The organism is Pseudomonas sp. MIL19, from assembly GCF_028680365.1.
Taxonomy (GTDB): domain Bacteria; phylum Pseudomonadota; class Gammaproteobacteria; order Pseudomonadales; family Pseudomonadaceae; genus Aquipseudomonas; species Aquipseudomonas spirodelae.
Genome location: NZ_JAPPVG010000023.1, coordinates 1 through 18,283 on the forward strand (window position 1 = coordinate 1; position 18,283 = coordinate 18,283).

Here is an 18,283-nt window from a genome sequence, read left to right on the forward strand (position 1 = left end):
CGTAAGCGCTCCATAAACCCCGTCCGCCAGGACGATGGCTTGTTTCAGGTGGCTGGAGCAGAAGCCGGCGAGCAGTTCCACGGCAGCAGCGCTTCGTAATCCTCAACGCTGCTCGCCGCTGGCAGGTGTTCGAGGATGTGGCGCAGCCAGGCGTAAGGCTCCTGGCCATTGGCCTTGGCGGTTTCGATCAGGCTATAGATCTGCGCGCTGGCCATAGCGCCCTTGGGCGTGTCGCTGAACAGCCAGTTCTTGCGGCCGATGACGAACGGGCGGATGGCGTTCTCCGCGCGGTTGTTATCGATCGGCAGATGTCCGCCTTCGACGTAGCGCACCAGCCTGCTCCAGTTGCTGGTCAGGTAGTTCACCGCCTTGCCCAGGGCCGTCTGCCCGGCGACCTGCGGCTGGGTCTTGTCCAGCCAGGCTTTGAGCTGATCGAGCAGCGGCTGGCTGCGCTGCTGACGGCCGGCCAGGCGCTCGCTGTCGTCGGCCTCTTTCAGGTCGCGCTCGATGCCGTAGAGCTTGTTGATCAGGTTCAGCGCCATGTCGGCACGGCCGGTCTTGCCCTTGGGCTGCACTTTTTGCGCCTCGACGAACTTGCGTCGTGCGTGCGCCCAGCAAGCTAGGCGCTTGATGCCGTCTTGCGCGGCCACGGCGTTGTAGCCGGCGTAGTCGTCGGTCATCAGGTAGCCACGGTAGCCGTCAAGCAGGCGCAAGGGCACATCCTGCGCGCGGCTGGTGCTGTAGTCGAAAAGGATCACCGGCTTGTCTGGCGGGCCACCGCTTTGCACCCACATCCAGGACTGCGCGGTGGGATCGCGTCCCGGCTCGTGCAGCACCTGCAGGCGGGTTTCGTCGCAGTGCAACACCGGGTGCTCCAGCAACTTGTCGCGCATCAGATTGAGCAGCGGTTGCAGTTGCTCGCCGGACTGGATCACCCAACGCGCCAGGGTCTGGCGCGGAATATCGACGCCGTGGCGGCTGAGCATCTTCTCGAAGCGGTATAGCGGAATACCGTCGGCGTACTTGGTGGTCAGCAGCATCGCCAGCACGCTGGGACTGGCCTGGCTCTTTTCGATAAGTTGTGCCGGCTTGTCGGCGGTGACCGGCGCGGCTTCGCAGACCTTGCAGGCGTAGGTCTTGCGGATGTGGCGGATGACCCGCACCTGCATCGGGATGATCTCCAGCTGCTCGCTGGTTTCCTCGCCGATCACCTGCTTGCAGGCACCGCAGGCGCAGGTCAGTTCGTGTTCGGGCAGTTCATGGACGACTTCCACGCGCGGCAGATTGGCCGGCAGCGGCTTGCGTTTGCCACGACGTTTGACCGGCGCAACGACTTCTTCGGCTTCGGCTTCTGCTGGCGCGGCGGCCGGCGCTTCGATCAGCTCTTCGGCCTCGTTGAACATGGCCAACTGCGGCGAGTCGGCATCTTCAGGGCTGCGCTCGGACTTGGGCGAGAACAGTTTGTGGCGCAGCAGGGCGACCTGTTCTTGAAGTTGTTCTATGCGAGCATCTTTCGCCGCCGCCTGTTCACTGGCCAGCAGCAGTAAATGCTTGAGCAGGATTGGGTCGTCAGGAAGGGATTCGGGCACGGCGATCATGGCCGTGGATTATACCGGCTCAGGTCACGAAGCGCGGCGTCAGTATCTGGTGCGGACGGTTGCGCCACAGATCGATGCCATCAAGTAGCCAGTTCAGTTCGTCGACCGTCAGTTCGATGGCTTCGTCACCCGCATCGGGTTTGGTCTTGAAACGCTCGGCTTCCAGTCGCTTGAGCCACAGACAGAAGCCATTGCGCTCCCAGTAGAGGATCTTGACCTGACTACGGGTTCGATTGAGGAACACGAACAGCACCGGGTTGAACACTTCTACCTTGATGTCCAGTTCGACCAGGGCGGCCAGGCCGTTGATGGATTTGCGGAAGTCGACGGGCTTTGGGTAGAGGTAGACCTTCTGCACCTTGGCATCGGGACGCATCATGGGATGAACTCCAGTTAAAACGGGAGCTCAGCATCCAATGATATGCGGGCTATGGGCAGGTGGGGTTTATGGAGCGCTTACTCCAGTTCGACCAGGGCGGCCAGGCCGTTGATGGATTTGCGGAAGTCGACGGGCTTTGGGTAGAGGTAGACCTTCTGCACCTTGGCATCGGGACGCATCATGGGATGAACTCCAGTTAAAACGGGAGCTCAGCATCCAATGATATGCGGGCTATGGGCAGGTGGGGTTTATGGAGCGCTTACGTAGGAGCGGGCTTGCCCGCGATGCTTTTGCTGTTGCTCTGCCGTCCACAAATCGCCCAAACAACGCGATCCCCGAATCCCGTCAGGAGGCCGAGTGGAGGTGTTGTGGAGAGGGGCGTTTGGCATGGATGCCAAACGAGGCGTGCCGGGCCATGGATGGCCCGTCACGCCGACCCTCGGAACAGCGCCGGAGCGAGGGAAGTTGAGCGCAGCGAAACCCGGATGCCGGGCGCGCTTTCTCTTTGGTTACTTTCTGCGCGGGCAAAGAGATACGGAGCGAAGCGCAGTAACAGCCGCAGGCTGGCCCGAAGGGTGAGCGCAGCGAACCAAGTGACTCGTCGTAAGGTCGAAACCGGAAGAGGAGGGTGACGGAGAAAATAAGTCTGTCCCTTTCAGGCTACGAAGTTTTAGATCTTTTAATTAATCCTCTGGAGTCGGTTTGTTTGATGTGCGCCTGTCCTGTGTTAGTGATTCAAGACTGGTTTTCGTTATGTTGATGAATTTATCTTTAAGTTCTGGGACGATATCCATTGCGGATTGAAATTGTTTTGAGCTTATTAATTCTTGCCAAGGGCTTCCGTGGTTTTCATCGTCGACAAATCTAAGAGGTGCTTCTTCAAGTCTTGTTAGGGCTGAGCTAAATAGTCTTGCTTCAAAAGAAGGGTCAATTCGTGCTGCTTCTCGCCTGTAACCTTCATATGCTTTTGCTACTGATGCTTTGAATGCATAGTCTTCAGCTAGTTTAAATCTTTGACCAATTTGCTTTGTGGATACCCATGCAAACCAAAGGGGTGCCCCAATGCTCAGAAATGAAAGTATTGCTTGTATTACGACTATTTCCATTCTTGAACTTGGTGCTTCAAGAGCTGAGGTAAGACTGGATATTCGGATAGTCCCTAAAATTGCACCTGTGATTAGCGATATCACCAAGCCGCCAACCCATACCCACATGGAGTTACTGAGGCTTGATGCTTTTTGGTCAAAGCCTGCGGCAAGGCCTTTTGTCGTTGTAATGCGATATGCTTCTTCGCATTGTGAAACGAGTTTTTCTGCCTCATCTTTCCTTAGCAATATTTCTTTCTGGTGCTTCTCGGTCTGTAAGCTACTTTTTTCTATTGCACCATGTAGTTTTATTGATTCGTCAGAGAGTTTTTCAATTTTCTTTCTTGCTTCGATTAATTCTTGTAAGTCTGTTGGTAATGATTCGGCTGCTTCAGTTGCTTCTTTGATAAGTGTTATTTGCTTGGTCAGTTCGTCTTTGTCAGGTGTTAATTGGTCTAGTTGGGCTTTAATTGTTCTTAGGCGCTTTGAGATATTTGGTGGCAGTAGTTTGTTGTCGTCAAGCTCTTTCCAAGAAATAATAGAAGAGATAGCTTGTTCTATCCAGGAGAGCGTTGCCATATAGGCTGGAACTGCTTGCGTACAGTTTCCGCTGAATAGTTGGGGTACGGTATGCGTTTTAAGCATTAAAATTTTGTTTGGTATTTCATCTATCGTCTCTTCTAGGGCTTCCTCTATTTCAGCTGGTGAGGCGTCCTCAATTTTTTTGGCAATAGATGTTGGGATAAATGCAAGGTCATGCCTTGTAATTGATGGGCAATTCCAGCCATAGACCTCTGTGAGGGTTCTGTCGTCCGTCCATGATTTTTCTACGAGTTCTGCAAGGTCATGTAGTTCAGAGCAAAGGTTTTCGAGTGATTCGTGCATTAGCGTTCCCTTTAATATAAAAACCCCGCACTAGGCGGGGCTTTTAATTTAACTCGCCACCCCAAACATCCATTTTAGGTAAAGCGCTCTTAACTCTTCAGTGAGTAAGCCGGAATCAATCCCAGCTCAACGCCCCACCTGTCTGATACTCAATAACCCGCGTCTCGAAGAAGTTCTTCTCTTTCTTCAAGTCCATGATTTCGCTCATCCATGGGAACGGGTTAGTCGTACCTGGGTACTCTTCCTTCAAACCAATCTGGGTCAGGCGACGGTTAGCGATGAACTTGAGGTAGTCCTCCATCATCGCGGCGTTCATGCCCAGTACGCCGCGCGGCATGGTGTCGCGTGCGTATTCGATTTCCAGCTGAGTGCCCTGCAGGATCATCTGGGTGGCTTCGTCTTTGAGCTGGGCATCCCACAGGTGCGGGTTTTCGATCTTGATCTGGTTGATCACGTCGATGCCGAAGTTCAAGTGCATGGACTCGTCACGCAGGATGTATTGGAACTGCTCGGCGACGCCGGTCATCTTGTTGCGGCGACCCATGGAGAGGATCTGGGTGAAGCCGCAATAGAAGAAGATGCCTTCCAGTACGCAGTAGTAGGCGATCAGGTTGCGCAGCAGTTCTTTGTCGGTCTCAACGGTGCCGGTGTTGAAGGTCGGGTCGGAGATCGAACGGGTGTACTTGAGGCCCCAGCTGGCTTTCTTCGCGACCGATGGAATCTCGTGGTACATGTTGAAGATCGCGCCTTCATCCATGCCCAGCGATTCGATGCAGTACTGGTAGGCGTGGGTGTGGATCGCCTCTTCGAAGGTCTGGCGCAGGATGTACTGGCGGCACTCCGGGTTGGTGATCAGGCGGTACACGGCCAGGGCCAGGTTGTTGGCAACCAGGCTGTCGGCGGTGGAGAAGAAGCCGAGGTTGCGCATGACGATGCGGCGCTCGTCGTCGGTCAGGCCGTCCGGAGTTTTCCACAACGCGATGTCCGCGTTCATGTTTACTTCCTGCGGCATCCAGTGGTTGGCGCAACCATCCAGATACTTCTGCCAGGCCCAGTCGTACTTGAAGGGTACGAGCTGGTTGAGGTCTGCGCGGCAGTTGATCATGCGTTTTTCGTCGACGGCTACGCGCGCGGCGGTGCCTTCCAGCTCGGCCAGGCCTTCGGCGATATCGAGTTGGTCAAGCGAGGCTTTGGCGCGGGCGACAGCGGCGCTGTCGTCGCTGGCTACGGCGCGGGCTTCAACTGCAGCAGCACCGCCGACCTGGTCGAGTTTGTCGATGCTCATGTCTGCCGTTTGGACAGAGGCTTTGTTGGCTACGGCGACGTCGGCGTCGTCGTCCTTGTCAAATTCATCCCAGCTCAGCATGGCTTGGCTCCTGCTTGCGGGCCGGTGAAATAACCGACCTGTGTGGATATACAGATTAATTGTGTTCCGTTGCGTACAGCGCGCAAGGGTAAAACGGGTGCCGCTGGTCGGGGTGGCTCTAATGACTGGCCGTTGCCCCGAGGCCCACGCCGGTGAGGGCGGTGGCTAGTAATGAGTGGGGGGGGGGGCAGTGTTGCTTGGCCCTCTCCCGAGTGTTGCTTTAACGCTTTTGCTTTTTGCCCGACGTTCGAGCGTGAAGCTGAGCGAGTAGTCGCAAGGCACCTGCTGGAGTGGAGCCCCTGAGCGTACGCCTGTACGTGATGGGGGCCGCTCCGGCAGGTAACGCCGCGAATGCCGCTCAGCTCCGCGCGCTGCCGAACACTATTGGCACGCTTCGCAGTCTGGTTCGTCAATGGCACAGGCCTTTGGTACGGGCGCTGGACCGGCGCTCATTTCTACTTCCGGGGCTTTGGCCGGTGCGGCGCTGAGGCCATCGTTGCCACCATTGGACACGGCATTCAGCTTGCCGGTGCTGATGGTGGACTTCTCGGTGCTGGTCGCGGCCAGGGCACGGAGGTAGTAGGTGGTTTTCAGGCCACGGTACCAAGCCATGCGGTAGGTCACGTCGAGCTTCTTGCCCGAAGCGCCGGCGATGTAGAGGTTCAGCGACTGCGCCTGGTCGATCCACTTCTGGCGACGGCTGGCGGCGTCGACGATCCACTTGGTGTCGACTTCAAACGCGGTGGCGTAGAGGTCTTTCAGCTCTTGCGGGATGCGCTCGATCTGCTGCACGGAACCGTCGTAGTACTTGAGGTCGTTGATCATGACCGAGTCCCACAGGCCGCGGGCTTTGAGGTCGCGAACCAGGTACGGGTTGATCACGGTGAATTCGCCCGAGAGGTTCGATTTCACGTAGAGGTTCTGGTAGGTCGGTTCGATCGACTGCGATACGCCGGTGATGTTGGCGATGGTCGCGGTCGGTGCGATGGCCATGATGTTGGAGTTACGAATACCTTTCTGCACACGGGCACGCACTGGCGCCCAGTCGAGGGTTTCGTTCAGGTCAACGTCGATGTACTTCTGGCCGCGCTGCTCGATAAGGATCTGCTGCGAGTCGAGCGGCAGAATGCCTTTGCTCCACAGCGAACCCTGGAAGGTTTCGTAGCTGCCGCGCTCGTCGGCCAGGTCACAGGAGGCCTGGATGGCGTAGTAGCTGACCGCTTCCATCGACTTGTCAGCGAACTCAACAGCCGCGTCGGAACCGTATGGGATGTGCTGCAGGTACAGAGCGTCCTGGAAGCCCATGATGCCCAAACCGACTGGACGGTGCTTGAAGTTGGAGTTACGCGCCTGCGGCACGCTGTAGTAGTTGATGTCGATCACGTTATCGAGCATGCGTACAGCGGTGTTGACGGTTTTTTCCAGCTTGGCGGTGTCCAGCTTGCCGTCGACGATGTGGTTCGGCAGGTTGATCGAGCCGAGGTTGCACACGGCGATCTCATCCTTGTTGGTGTTCAAGGTGATCTCGGTGCACAGGTTCGAGCTGTGCACCACGCCGACGTGCTGCTGCGGGCTGCGCAGGTTGCATGGGTCTTTGAAGGTCAGCCATGGGTGGCCAGTTTCAAACAGCATGGAGAGCATCTTGCGCCACAGGTCTTTGGCTTGGATGGTCTTGAACAGCTTGATCTTGCCGCCGTACTGGGTCAGGGCTTCGTAGTACTCGTAGCGCTCTTCGAAGGCTTTACCGGTGAGGTCGTGCAGGTCTGGCACTTCGGACGGGCTGAACAGAGTCCATGGGCCGTCGTCGAAGACGCGCTTCATGAACAGGTCTGGGATCCAGTTGGCGGTGTTCATGTCGTGGGTGCGGCGACGGTCGTCACCGGTGTTCTTGCGCAGCTCGATGAACTCTTCGATGTCCATGTGCCAGGTTTCCAGGTAGGCGCAGACCGCGCCCTTGCGCTTGCCGCCCTGGTTAACTGCAACTGCGGTGTCGTTGACCACTTTAAGGAAGGGCACAACACCCTGGGATTTGCCGTTGGTGCCCTTGATGTAGGCGCCCAGCGAACGCACTGGTGTCCAGTCGTTACCCAGACCGCCGGCAAACTTGGAGAGCATGGCGTTGTCGTGGATGGCGTGATAAATGCCCGACAGGTCATCCGGTACGGTGGTCAGGTAGCACGAGCTCAGCTGCGGACGCAGGGTGCCGGCGTTGAACAGGGTCGGCGTGGACGACATGTAGTCGAACGAGGACAGCAGGTTGTAGAACTCGATGGCGCGTTCTTCTTTCTGCTTCTCTTCAATCGCCAGGCCCATGGCCACGCGCATGAAGAATACCTGTGGCAGCTCGATGCGTACGCCATCTTTGTGGATGAAGTAGCGGTCGTAGAGGGTCTGCAGGCCCAGGTAGGTGAACTGCTGATCGCGCTCGTGGTTGATCGCCTGGCCGAGTTTTTCCAGGTCAAAGGTGCCTAGCACGGGGTTGAGCAATTCCAGCTCAATGCCTTTGGTGATGTAGGCCGGCAGCGCTTGGGCGTAGAAAGTAGCCATTTCGTGATGGGTAGCGCTGGCCGCGACGCCGAGGTAGTTCAGCGCTTCGGCGCGAATGTTGTCCATCAGCAGGCGGGCGGTGACGTAGCTGTAGTTCGGCTCACGCTCAACCAGGGTGCGGGCAGTCATCACCAGAGCGGTGCTGACATCGCTCTGCGCGACGCCGTCGTAGAGGTTCTTCAGGGTTTCTTTCTGGATCAGTGCGCCATCGACTTCAGCCAAGCCTTCGCAGGCTTCGCGGATGATGGTGTCCAGGCGGCCCATGTCCAGCGGCGCAACGCTGCCGTCGAGGTGGGTGACGCGGATGCTTGGGTGCGGCTGAGCCGGAGTTTCAACGCTCTCGCGCTTACGCTCTTGGCTGCGCAGTTCGCGGTAGATCACGTAGTCGCGGGCGACTTTCTGCTCACCGGAACGCATTAGGGCCAGTTCGACCTGGTCCTGGATTTCTTCGATATGGATAGTGCCGCCGGACGGCATGCGGCGTTTGAAGGTGGCGGTGACTTGCTCGGTCAGGCGCTCAACCGTTTCATGGATACGCGACGAGGCGGCAGCGGTGCCGCCTTCAACAGCGAGAAAGGCCTTGGTGATGGCAACGGTGATTTTGTCATCGGTGTAAGGCACCACGGTGCCGTTACGCTTGATCACGCGCAGTTGGCCTGGCGCGGTGGCGCTCAGGTTCTGGTTGTCAGCGGTGGCCTGCGGCGCGTCGGCCTGCGAGTTCTCGCGGGAGGTGTCGGTGTGCATGAAAGTCTCCGTTCTTCTGGTTTTAGAGGGGCGCCGAACAGTTGATCAGTGCGCCGTACCATCGTTCATTCCATTTCAACAACGCCGCACGAACAGCGCTAGGCCGTTCGTTCGGGACTTGCAATCTGGGCAGGTAAGGTACGACTAAGCGCCTTCCTGGCTCTTCAAGTCTTGTACAGGCATTCGACCTGTACCACTAGATGTTGTGGCACGTCGGGTATACGGCCTGTTCTGATCAAGGCGTCCACGCTCTTCTGGCGGGTCAGTGGCCTGATCTGGATCGGTGATGCTCAAACGCCCATCTAAGCTATTTTTTGCACTTTTTCAGTCCGTTGTATGGACTGCTTTGGGGCAAATGTGCTTGTGTGATTCTGTGTGCTAAAACCCAATATGTAGGTGTTTGTCGCGCTGGGGATACAAGATAGTGCGGTGTAGGTGTGAAGGCAAGTTGATAAATTTGCGCCGCCTGTGGATAAAGCTGTGGGTTACTTTGGGGTAACTTTCGCAAGGCCGCGTAGTTGCTGGGGTTGCCCCCTATATACCGTTCGTCGTCATGGCTTGTGCTTTTTTAGCCACCCTTAAGGCGGTTTTTTAGTCAATCAGATAAACACAATATGTAGTCTTTTTGCCGGCATGGCTGGCCTATTGCCAGGGGCTGGGTTGGCGGTTTTTTTAGCGCCACGTTGCCGCTCGTTAAGGTGCTTGTAAGGGCAGCGCGGTGTAGGCCGCGTTGCTACAATGCCGGCGCCGTTTTGGCCAGGTGAGCAGTGCTAGGGAGTTAGTTGTGGAGCAGCAGTCGTGGCACATCCTTATTGTTGAAGACGACCAGCGCCTGGCCGAGTTGACCCGTGAGTACCTGGAGGGCAATGGCCTTAATGTGGCCATCGAAATGGACGGCGCCAAGGCGGCCGCGCGCATTTTGCAGGAGCAGCCGGACTTGGTGATTCTCGACCTGATGCTGCCGGGCGAAGACGGCTTGTCGATCTGCCGCAAGGTGCGCGGGCAATACGAGGGGCCGATCCTGATGCTCACCGCGCGTACCGATGACATGGACCAAGTGCTCGGCCTGGAGATGGGCGCGGACGACTATGTATATAAGCCGGTGCGCCCGCGTGTGCTGCTGGCGCGTATCCGGGCGCTGCTGCGCCGCCATGAAAGCAGTGAGGTGCAGGTGCCGAGTGAGCGCCGGCGCTTGCAGTTTGGTCCGCTGGTGATCGACAGCGCCATGCGTGAAGCCTGGCTGGGCGAGCAGGGGATTGAGCTGACCAGTGCGGAATTCGATTTGTTGTGGCTGCTGACCTCTAACGCCGGGCGGATTCTCTCGCGCGAGGAAATCTTCAATGCCCTGCGCGGCATCGAGTACGACGGCCAGGACCGCTCCATCGATGTGCGCATCTCCCGTATTCGGCCGAAGATCGGTGATGACCCGATGCACCCGCGCCTGATCAAGACGGTGCGCAGCAAGGGCTACCTGTTTGTCGCCGAAGCGGCCGAGGCCATGGCATGAGTGGCGCGGTGATCCGCTCGTGAATTCGATCTTCCTGCGCATCTATGGCGGCATGCTGGCCGTGCTGGTGCTGGTGGCATTGCTGGGTGTCGGCGCGCTGCAGCTGCTCAACGACGTGCGCGTGGATCAATACCGCGAACGTCTGGCTCAGGGCACTTTCCGCCTGATGGCCGATAACCTCACGCCCATGGTGGAGGTGGAGCGGCGCCGTGCTGTCGCGGTATGGGGGCGTTTGCTTGGTGTCCCCATGCAAGTCACCGCGCTGGCTGAGGCTGGCCTAGATAGCAGTGCGCGCAACAACCTGCGCCGTGGCTTGGTGCTGGTGCAGCAAACCGGCCCGCACGAAGCGCGTATTTACAGCCAGTTGGGTGAGCTGCCGTTGCTGCTGGTTGCCGATGTGCAGCAGGTCAGCGAGCAGTTGGCGCGCGCCACCAGCTTTTTGCTGATTGATGAGCTGGTGCGCTACCCCTGGGATGAGCAGCCAAGCCGGCTGGCCGCGCTCAAACGTGATAAACGCTTTGGCTTCGACTTGCGCCTGGTGCGCCTCGATCAGGCCGACCTCGACCCCGACCAGCGCCGCCGCGTGGACGAGGGCGATACGGTGATGGCCTTGGGCCGGGGCGGTGACAGCATTTATGTGTTCTCCGGCATCGTCGACACACCCTGGGTGCTGGAAATCGGCCCGCTGTACCAGATGGACCCTTATCCGGCGCAGTGGCTGGTACTGATTGGTGCGCTGAGCCTGAGCCTGATCGGCCTGATGGTTTACCTGTTGGTACGGCCGCTGGAGCAGCGCTTACGGGATGTGGAGGCCGCCGCGACCTTGATTGCCAGTGGTCGTCTGGATGCCCGTGTGCCGACCAGCGGTACCGACTCGGTCGGGCGCTTGGCGGCGGCCTTTAACGCCATGGCCGAGCACTTGCAGCGTTCTTTGGGTATTCAGCGGGAGCTGGTCCGCGCGGTATCGCATGAGCTGCGCACGCCGGTGGCGCGGTTGCGCTTCGGCCTGGAAATGATCGGCGATGCGGAAACCGACGCGGCGCGGCGCAAATACATGGAGGGCATGGACAACGATATCCAAGACCTCGACAAGCTGGTTGACGAGATGCTCACCTACGCGCGCCTGGAGCAGGGCGCGCCGGCGCTGAACTTCCAGCAGGTCGACCTGAATGAGCTGATCGATCAGGTGATCACCGAACTGGCCCCGCTGCGCGCCAGTGTACGGGTTGAGCGCGGCCCCTCACGCGACGCCTTGGATGGTGGCGGTGCCTGTGTTGAGGCCGAGCTGCGCTACCTGCACCGTGCCTTGCAGAACCTGGTGAGCAACGCCATGCGCCATGCTGAGTCGCGCGTGCGGGTGAGTTACCAGATCGGTTCGCAGCGTTGCCGGGTGGATGTCGAGGATGACGGCCCCGGTGTGCCGGAAGAGGCTTGGGAGCACATTTTTACCCCTTTCCTGCGTCTGGACGACAGCCGCACCCGCGCCTCGGGTGGGCATGGCTTGGGCTTGTCGATCGTGCGGCGGATCATCTACTGGCACGAAGGCCGTGCACAGATCAGTCGCAGTACAGGGCTGGGTGGTGCGTGCTTTACCCTGATCTGGCCGCGTAAGCAGGCGTGATCGTAGCCCGGATGCAAGCCGGGAGCGCCCTTCAATCTGTCACCAATGTCCCGGGTTTCATCCCGGCTACGCCGCGAATAAGCAGCTGATCAGAACGGTGCTGGGCACTCGAAACGCATCCGCTCGCCCGTTTGCGGGTGGGTCAGGCTGAGCATGCTGGCGTGCAGGCACAGGCGCGGATAGGCGGCCAGGGCTTGTTCGTGCGCGTACAAGCCGTCACCGAGTAGCGGGTGGCCGATGGAGAGCATGTGTACGCGCAGTTGATGCGAGCGGCCGGTGATCGGCGTCAGCTCGACGCGGCAATGCTCGGCGTGGCGCTCCAGCACTTTCCAGTAGGTCAGCGCATGTTTGCCCAGCTCATGGTCGACAACGTGGCGTGGCTTGGTCGGTGGGTCGTAGCGCAGCGGCAGGTCAATGCTGCCGCTGTCCAGCTCGGGTTGGCCCCAGCACAGTGCGGTGTAGGCTTTTTCGGTTTCGCGGTCGTGGAACTGGCGCGACAGTTCGCGGTGGCTGTCGGCGTCACGTGCCAGGACGATGATTCCTGAGGTTTCCCAGTCCAGGCGATGGACGATGCGCGCTTCCGGGTAACCGTTCTCCTGCAGACGGGTAACCAGGCAATCGCGGTTATCTTCCGCGCGGCCGGGCACCGAGAGCAGCAGGGTGGGCTTGTTGATCACCAGCAGGGCGGCGTCCTGGTGGAGAATTACGACATTTGACAGCGGCATGGGCATTCCACAAATAGAAACGGCGGCCAGGGCCGCCGTTTCGGGGTGTTAGACAATCAACGATCGGGCAGGGTGATGTTGAGTTCCAGAATGGAACAGCTGCCTTGGTTTTCCAGTGCGACCTGGACTTGATCCGAGTCGATGTTGACGTACTTGCGGATCACCTCGACCAACTCTTGCTGCAGGGCCGGCAGGTAGTCCGGCTGGCTGCGCTGGCCGCGCTCGTGGGCGACGATGATTTGTAGGCGCTCTTTCGCGATGGACGCTGTGGTTTCTTTTTTGCGTTCACGAAAGAAGTCAAAAATGTTCATTCACGACCTCCAAACAGGCGTTGCATGAATCCCTTCTTCTGCACATCGAGGAACCGATGCGCCACTTCCTTGCCCAGCAGGCGGTCAACCGCGTCGCTGTAGGCTTGGCCTGCATCACTCTGGTCGTCGAGAATCACCGGTACGCCCTGGTTCGAGGCCTTGAGTACGGCTTGCGACTCAGGGATCACGCCGAGCAGGCGGATGGCGAGGATTTCTTCAACGTCTTCAACACCGAGCATTTCGCCTTTGATCACGCGCTCAGGGTTGTAGCGGGTCAGCAGCAGGTGTTCCTTGATCGGCTCTTCGCCCTTCTCGGCGCGGCGCGATTTGCTCGCCAGCAGGCCCAGCATGCGGTCGGAGTCACGTACCGAGGACACTTCTGGGTTGGTCACGACAATCGCCTCATCGGCGAAGTACATGGCCAGGTGCGCGCCTTTTTCGATGCCGGCTGGCGAGTCGCAAACCACGTATTCGAAGTTCTGGCGCAGTTCTTCGAGGACTTTTTCAACGCCTTCTTCGGTCAGCGCGTCTTTGTCGCGGGTCTGGCTGGCGGCCAGCACGTAGAGGTTTTCCAGGCGCTTGTCTTTGATCAGCGCCTGCGACAGGGTGGCTTCGCCGTTGACCACGTTGACGAAGTCATACACCACGCGGCGCTCGCAACCCATGATCAGGTCAAGGTTACGCAGGCCGACGTCGAAGTCGACGATGACAGTCTTGTGCCCGCGCAGGGCGAGGCCGGTACCGATGGCAGCGCTGGTGGTGGTTTTACCAACGCCACCTTTGCCGGACGTAACAACGAGGATCTTGGCCAAGGTGATTCACCCTAAAATGTAGAGATAACGCAGGTTCCATGGCCCATTTCAGGCTTCCGGCTGCCCTGTTTGAAAGTGGCCGCAGTATCCGTTAAAGGCGTGTGATGTTCAACACGTCACCCGACAGGCAGACATGCACGGCCTGGCCCCAGAGCGGGTCGCGGCGCAAGTCTTCGGCAACTTTATAGTGGCCCGCAATGGAGAGCAGTTCTGCGCCCATTTGCTGGCAGAAAATCCGCGCCTTGAGGTTGCCCTTGATGCCGGCCAATGCACGGCCGCGCATGGGGGCGTAAACATGGATGTTGCCATCGGCGAGAAGTTCCGCGCCGGCGCTGACGGGGGCTAAAACGATCAGGTCGCCGCCCTGGGCATAAATTTGTTGGCCGCCGCGCACTGGGCTGGTGATGATTTTGCTCGGTTTGAACTCCGGCTCAGCCGGTTTTTCCGGTTTTGCAGGTGCCAGTTCAATCGGTCGCTCGCGCGCACCGGACGGCGGCAGTACGGGCAGGTCCAGCGCTTGCGCGGCGTTGATGTCGGCTTCGCGGTTGGCGCGGACCGCCAGGGTGCGCAGGCCGTGCTTGCGGCAAACGGCCATCAGCTCAGTCAGGTCGAGGGAGCCTTCGCTTTCCGGCAGCTTGTCGAGGGCCAGGATCAGCGGGGTGTTGCTGAAAAAAGCCGGCGCCTGGGCGACTTTTTCGCTGAGTTGCAGGTCGAGGCGAGTGAGATCGTTGTGTGCCAGTTCCATGACGGTGATGGCCAGCATGCTGCCTTTTAGCTGGAATACGGGGTCTTGCTCGAGAAGATCAGCTTGGCTCATGGTCTGCCTGATACGGCCCTTGTTTAGAAACTGGGGGAAAGTAAGCCGGTCTTATAACGAGAACGCCGCGCGCTCGCAAGTTGCGTGCGGCGAAACCAAGGCTCAGGGAAAGTCCTGATAGAATGCCGCGCTTTATTGCGTGCCTCGGACCTGCTTTATGGATCGCCCTGTTTTCCGTGCTTATTTCCTGCATCCGCGTTTCTGGCTGTTATGGCTGGGGCTGGGCTTGCTGTGGTTGGTCGCGCAGCTGCCTTATAAGGTGCTGCTGTGGTTGGGGCGCTGCCTGGGGGCGCTGATGTACCGCCTGGCCAGCGCGCGGCGCAAGATCGCTGCACGTAACCTGGAGCTGTGTTTTCCGCAGATGTCCGCTGTCGAGCGCAAGGCGTTATTAAAGGAAAACTTCGCCTCCACCGGGATTACCTTTTTTGAGATGGCCATTGCCTGGTGGTGGCCGGCTGAGCGTTTGCGTCGCCTGGGGACGATTGAGGGGCTGGAGCACCTGCGTCAGGCCGAGGCCGATGGGCAGGGGGTAATTCTCATGGCGCTGCATTTCACCACCCTGGAAATGGGCGGTGGCCTGCTCGGCCTGGCCCAGGATATGTACGGCATGTACCGCCCGCACAAAAATCCACTGTTCGACTATGTCCAGCGCCGTGGCCGCGAGCAGCGTTTGCTCGGGGTGATTGGCCGTGACGATGTGCGCGGCATGCTCAAGCTGCTGCGCGCCGGCGGGGTGGTGTGGTATGCGCCCGATCAGGATTACGGCGCGCAGCGCAGCGTGTTTGTGCCGTTGTTTGGGGTGCCGGCGGCTACCGTCACGGCCACCAGCAAATTTGCGCGCATGGGGCGGGCCAAGGTTATCCCCTTTACCCAGCAGCGCTTGCCTGATGGTCAGGGTTACCGCTTAGTGATTCATCCGCCGCTGGCAGACTTTCCCAGTGGCAGCGAAGAAGCCGATTGCCTGCGGGTTAATCAGTGGATCGAGCAAGCCATCAGTGCTTGCCCTGAGCAGTACCTGTGGGCGCATCGGCGTTTCAAGACCCGCCCCGAGGGCGAGCCGAAGCTGTATAAAAAGAAGCGCTAAGCCGATCCCCTTTAGCGGGCTCAGCGCTTAAGTCGGCTTTCTTGGTGTTTGCGGGTTCCGTGCGCGCCTGACGGGCTCCTATACTGGCGAAAAACAATGGGAACTCGCCAATGCCGCACACGGCTTCAACCGATCAGCCAGTCACCGGGCTGATTCTCTCCGGCGGTGGTGCACGGGCGGCCTATCAAATCGGTGTGCTGGCTGCCATCGCTGACCTCTTGCCTAATGCTGCGCACAACCCTTTCCCGGTAATAGTCGGCACCTCTGCGGGGGCGATTAATGCGGTGGGGCTGGCCTGTGGTGCCTTGCACTTCACTGAAGCGGTGCGCCGGCTGACGAGTGTTTGGCAGGGCTTTCACACCCATCAGGTGTATCGCAGCGATTGGCCGGGTGTGTTGCGCCAGGCCAGCCGCTTTGTCGGTCACAGCCTGCTGGGGTTGGGCGGCCCGGTGCCGGTGGCCTTGCTCGACAGTTCGCCGCTGGCCAAGCTGCTGGCGCGTGAGCTGGATTTCAGTGGTATTTCCGCCGCCGTACGCCACCGTCAGCTGCGCGCGGTGGCCGTCACCGCGTTTGGTTATGAGAGCGGTCAGGCCGTGACCTTTTATCAGGGGCGCGCCACCATCGATCCGTGGTTTCGCCATCGTCGGGTCGGTGCGCCTACCCGTCTTGCGCTTGAACACCTGCTGGCGAGTGCGGCGATTCCGTTGATTTTTCCGCCGGTAAAGATCAACCGCGAATACTTTGGCGACGGTGCGGTGCGCCAGTCCGCACCGATCAGCCCCGCCTTGCACTTGGGCGCCAGCCGGGTGTTGGTGGTAGGGGTCAGCGACAACCCGGTAGGACTGCAGGCTCAGGTGCCGGTGCTCCGCCCCAAGGAAAGCCGCCAGCCCAGCTTGGCGCAAATCAGTGGGCATATGCTCAACAGCACCTTTATCGATAACCTGGAAAGCGACATCGAGATGCTTGAACGGCTCAACCAAATGGGCCGTTTGATTCCCGCCGAGCTCCACCCGCGTGGCTTGGGGCTTAAACCGGTGGACGTGTTGGTGATTTCCCCCAGCCAGCCGCTGGACCTGATCGCCGCCCGTCATCGGCATGAGCTGCCCAAGGCGCTGCGCCTGTTTCTACGTGGGCCAGGGGCGACCAAGGCCAGTGGTGCGGGGGTGCTGAGTTACCTGCTATTTGAGCCGGGTTACTGCAACGAACTGATCGAGCTGGGCTATCAGGACGCCATGGCCCAGAAAGCCCGCCTGATCGAGTTTCTTAGCCTCGACAGTCCGCCCGTGCCGGCCGGTGTCGCTGAGCCTGCCTAAATAGGACGGCGTCTTGAATGGCCGCCAGGGATGGCCTGTCATCAAAATCCTTTAGCGTGGCGCGGATAAAACCGCGCCAAGGGTGGCGGGCTGCATTTAAACTGCGCCTTCCCGATGCTTTCTGTCGCATTTGCGAAAGCAGTGGTTTTCCTCGGGTCGGCGCTATAAGAAGTTGTCGCATGGCGGCAATGCCGGCTCTGGATCAGTCCCTACAATCCGTCACGTCGCCTGCTAGTCAATGCAGGTGTTCCTCGTTAGGAGAGCTTAGATGTCTGTTCAGCACGACCCGGTGCAGCGCGCCGATTTCGACCAGGTGATGGTGCCCAACTACGCACCCGCAGCTTTTATTCCAGTCCGCGGCGCCGGTTCGCGTGTATGGGATCAGAGCGGTCGTGAGCTGATCGACTTTGCCGGTGGCATCGCCGTCAACGTACTCGGCCACGCCCATCCGGTGCTGGTTAACGCGTTGACCGAGCAGGCCGGCAAACTTTGGCATGTGTCCAACGTGTTCACCAATGAGCCGGCGCTGCGCCTGGCCAAGAAACTGATTGACGCCACCTTCGCCGACCGCGTGTTCTTCTGTAACTCCGGCGCCGAAGCCAACGAGGCTGCGTTCAAGCTGGCCCGTCGCGTGGCCTTCGATAAGTTCGGCGAGGACAAGCACGAAATCATCGCCGCGACCAACAGCTTCCACGGTCGTACCCTGTTTACCGTCAGCGTCGGTGGTCAGCCGAAGTATTCCGATGGTTTTGGCCCAAAGATACAGGGCATCAGCCACATTCCTTATAACGATATCGAGGCACTCAAGGCCGCGGTATCGGACAAGACCTGCGCCGTGGTGCTGGAGCCGATTCAAGGTGAAGGCGGCGTGCTGCCGGCTGACCTGGCTTACCTGCAAGCGGCCCGTGAGCTGTGCGACAAGCACAACGCATTGCTGGTGTTCGACGAAGTGCAGAGCGGCATGGGTCGCAGCGGCGAGTTGTTCGCCTATATGCACTACGGCGTGACCCCGGACATTCTCTCCAGCGCCAAGAGCCTGGGCGGTGGTTTCCCGATCGGCGCGATGCTCACCACTACTGAGCTGGCCAAGCACTTGGCGGTCGGCACCCACGGCACCACCTACGGCGGCAACCCGCTGGCCTGTGCGGTGGGCGAGGCGGTGATCGACACCATCAACACCCCTGAAGTGCTGGAGGGTGTCAAAGCCAAACATCAGCGTTTCAAAACCAAGCTGGAGCAGATTGGCCAGCAGTACGGCGTGTTCAGCGAAGTGCGCGGCCTAGGCTTGCTGATCGGTGCGGTGCTGTCCGATGCCTGGAAAGGCAAGGCCAAGGCGATTCTCGACGCCGCAGCGGTGGAAGGTGTGATGGTGCTGCAGGCCAGCCCGGACGTGGTGCGCTTTGCCCCAAGCCTGGTGGTGGAAGACGCCGATATTGATGAAGGTCTGGCACGTTTAGAACGTGCCGTGGCCAAGCTGACTCAGGCCTGA

15 protein-coding genes are annotated in these 18,283 nt (G+C 59.3%); 5 read left to right on the forward strand and 10 right to left on the reverse strand.

Going from position 1 to position 18,283, the window contains the following annotated elements:
• Positions 1-44: 44 nt before the first annotated feature.
• The 6 genes from tnpC to N1078_RS14320 form a co-directional block, all read right to left on the reverse strand.
• Entirely contained in the window at positions 45-1,598 is a 1,554-nt protein-coding gene (gene tnpC, locus N1078_RS14300; protein ID WP_274088838.1) for an IS66 family transposase, read from the reverse strand.
• A gap of 19 nt (positions 1,599-1,617) precedes the next feature.
• Complete coding sequence (gene tnpB, locus N1078_RS14305; protein ID WP_003460146.1) at positions 1,618-1,977, reverse strand: IS66 family insertion sequence element accessory protein TnpB; 360 nt, start codon at positions 1,975-1,977, stop codon at positions 1,618-1,620.
• Between the two features lie 77 nt (positions 1,978-2,054).
• Positions 2,055-2,159 (reverse strand): IS66 family insertion sequence element accessory protein TnpB, encoded by a 105-nt coding sequence (tnpB, locus tag N1078_RS19545; RefSeq protein ID WP_337993326.1) that lies wholly within the window; start codon positions 2,157-2,159, stop codon positions 2,055-2,057.
• A 501-nt stretch (positions 2,160-2,660) separates the two neighbouring features.
• Positions 2,661-3,947, reverse strand: coding sequence for a hypothetical protein (locus tag N1078_RS14310; protein ID WP_274088839.1), 1,287 nt, complete (start codon positions 3,945-3,947; stop codon positions 2,661-2,663).
• Positions 3,948-4,062: 115 nt separating this feature from the next.
• Positions 4,063-5,313, reverse strand: a complete 1,251-nt coding sequence (locus N1078_RS14315) for a ribonucleotide-diphosphate reductase subunit beta (protein WP_274088840.1) — start codon at positions 5,311-5,313, stop codon at positions 4,063-4,065.
• A 381-nt stretch (positions 5,314-5,694) separates the two neighbouring features.
• Positions 5,695-8,604, reverse strand: a complete 2,910-nt coding sequence (locus tag N1078_RS14320; RefSeq protein WP_274088841.1) for a ribonucleoside-diphosphate reductase subunit alpha — start codon at positions 8,602-8,604, stop codon at positions 5,695-5,697.
• A gap of 784 nt (positions 8,605-9,388) precedes the next feature.
• Here N1078_RS14320 and N1078_RS14325 point away from each other — a divergent pair.
• Positions 9,389-10,111: a response regulator gene (locus tag N1078_RS14325; RefSeq protein WP_274088842.1), complete on the forward strand. Its 723-nt coding sequence runs from the start codon at positions 9,389-9,391 to the stop codon at positions 10,109-10,111.
• Positions 10,112-10,130: 19 nt separating this feature from the next.
• Positions 10,131-11,732: an ATP-binding protein gene (locus N1078_RS14330; RefSeq protein WP_274088843.1), complete on the forward strand. Its 1,602-nt coding sequence runs from the start codon at positions 10,131-10,133 to the stop codon at positions 11,730-11,732.
• A gap of 89 nt (positions 11,733-11,821) precedes the next feature.
• Here the strand turns inward: N1078_RS14330 and N1078_RS14335 are convergent, their stop codons facing one another.
• From N1078_RS14335 to minC, 4 genes are all read right to left on the reverse strand, one after another.
• Positions 11,822-12,457 carry an RluA family pseudouridine synthase gene (locus N1078_RS14335; protein WP_274088844.1) on the reverse strand — a complete coding sequence of 212 codons (636 nt, stop codon included), beginning with the start codon at positions 12,455-12,457 and terminating at the stop codon, positions 11,822-11,824.
• A 56-nt stretch (positions 12,458-12,513) separates the two neighbouring features.
• Complete coding sequence (gene minE / locus N1078_RS14340; RefSeq protein WP_025165363.1) at positions 12,514-12,768, reverse strand: cell division topological specificity factor MinE; 255 nt, start codon at positions 12,766-12,768, stop codon at positions 12,514-12,516.
• Positions 12,765-13,580: a septum site-determining protein MinD gene (minD, locus tag N1078_RS14345; protein WP_274088845.1), complete on the reverse strand. Its 816-nt coding sequence runs from the start codon at positions 13,578-13,580 to the stop codon at positions 12,765-12,767. The genes minE and minD overlap by 4 nt, the downstream gene beginning before the upstream one ends.
• Positions 13,581-13,671: 91 nt before the next feature.
• Positions 13,672-14,397: a septum site-determining protein MinC gene (gene minC, locus N1078_RS14350; protein WP_274088846.1), complete on the reverse strand. Its 726-nt coding sequence runs from the start codon at positions 14,395-14,397 to the stop codon at positions 13,672-13,674.
• Between the two features lie 157 nt (positions 14,398-14,554).
• On the opposite strand from minC, the gene N1078_RS14355 reads away from it, so the two are divergent.
• From N1078_RS14355 to N1078_RS14365, 3 genes are all read left to right on the forward strand, one after another.
• Positions 14,555-15,481, forward strand: coding sequence for a lipid A biosynthesis lauroyl acyltransferase (locus tag N1078_RS14355; protein ID WP_274088847.1), 927 nt, complete (start codon positions 14,555-14,557; stop codon positions 15,479-15,481).
• Positions 15,482-15,591: 110 nt separating this feature from the next.
• Positions 15,592-16,794 carry a patatin-like phospholipase family protein gene (locus tag N1078_RS14360; protein ID WP_274088848.1) on the forward strand — a complete coding sequence of 401 codons (1,203 nt, stop codon included), beginning with the start codon at positions 15,592-15,594 and terminating at the stop codon, positions 16,792-16,794.
• A 268-nt stretch (positions 16,795-17,062) separates the two neighbouring features.
• Positions 17,063-18,283 (forward strand): aspartate aminotransferase family protein, encoded by a 1,221-nt coding sequence (locus N1078_RS14365; protein ID WP_274088849.1) that lies wholly within the window; start codon positions 17,063-17,065, stop codon positions 18,281-18,283.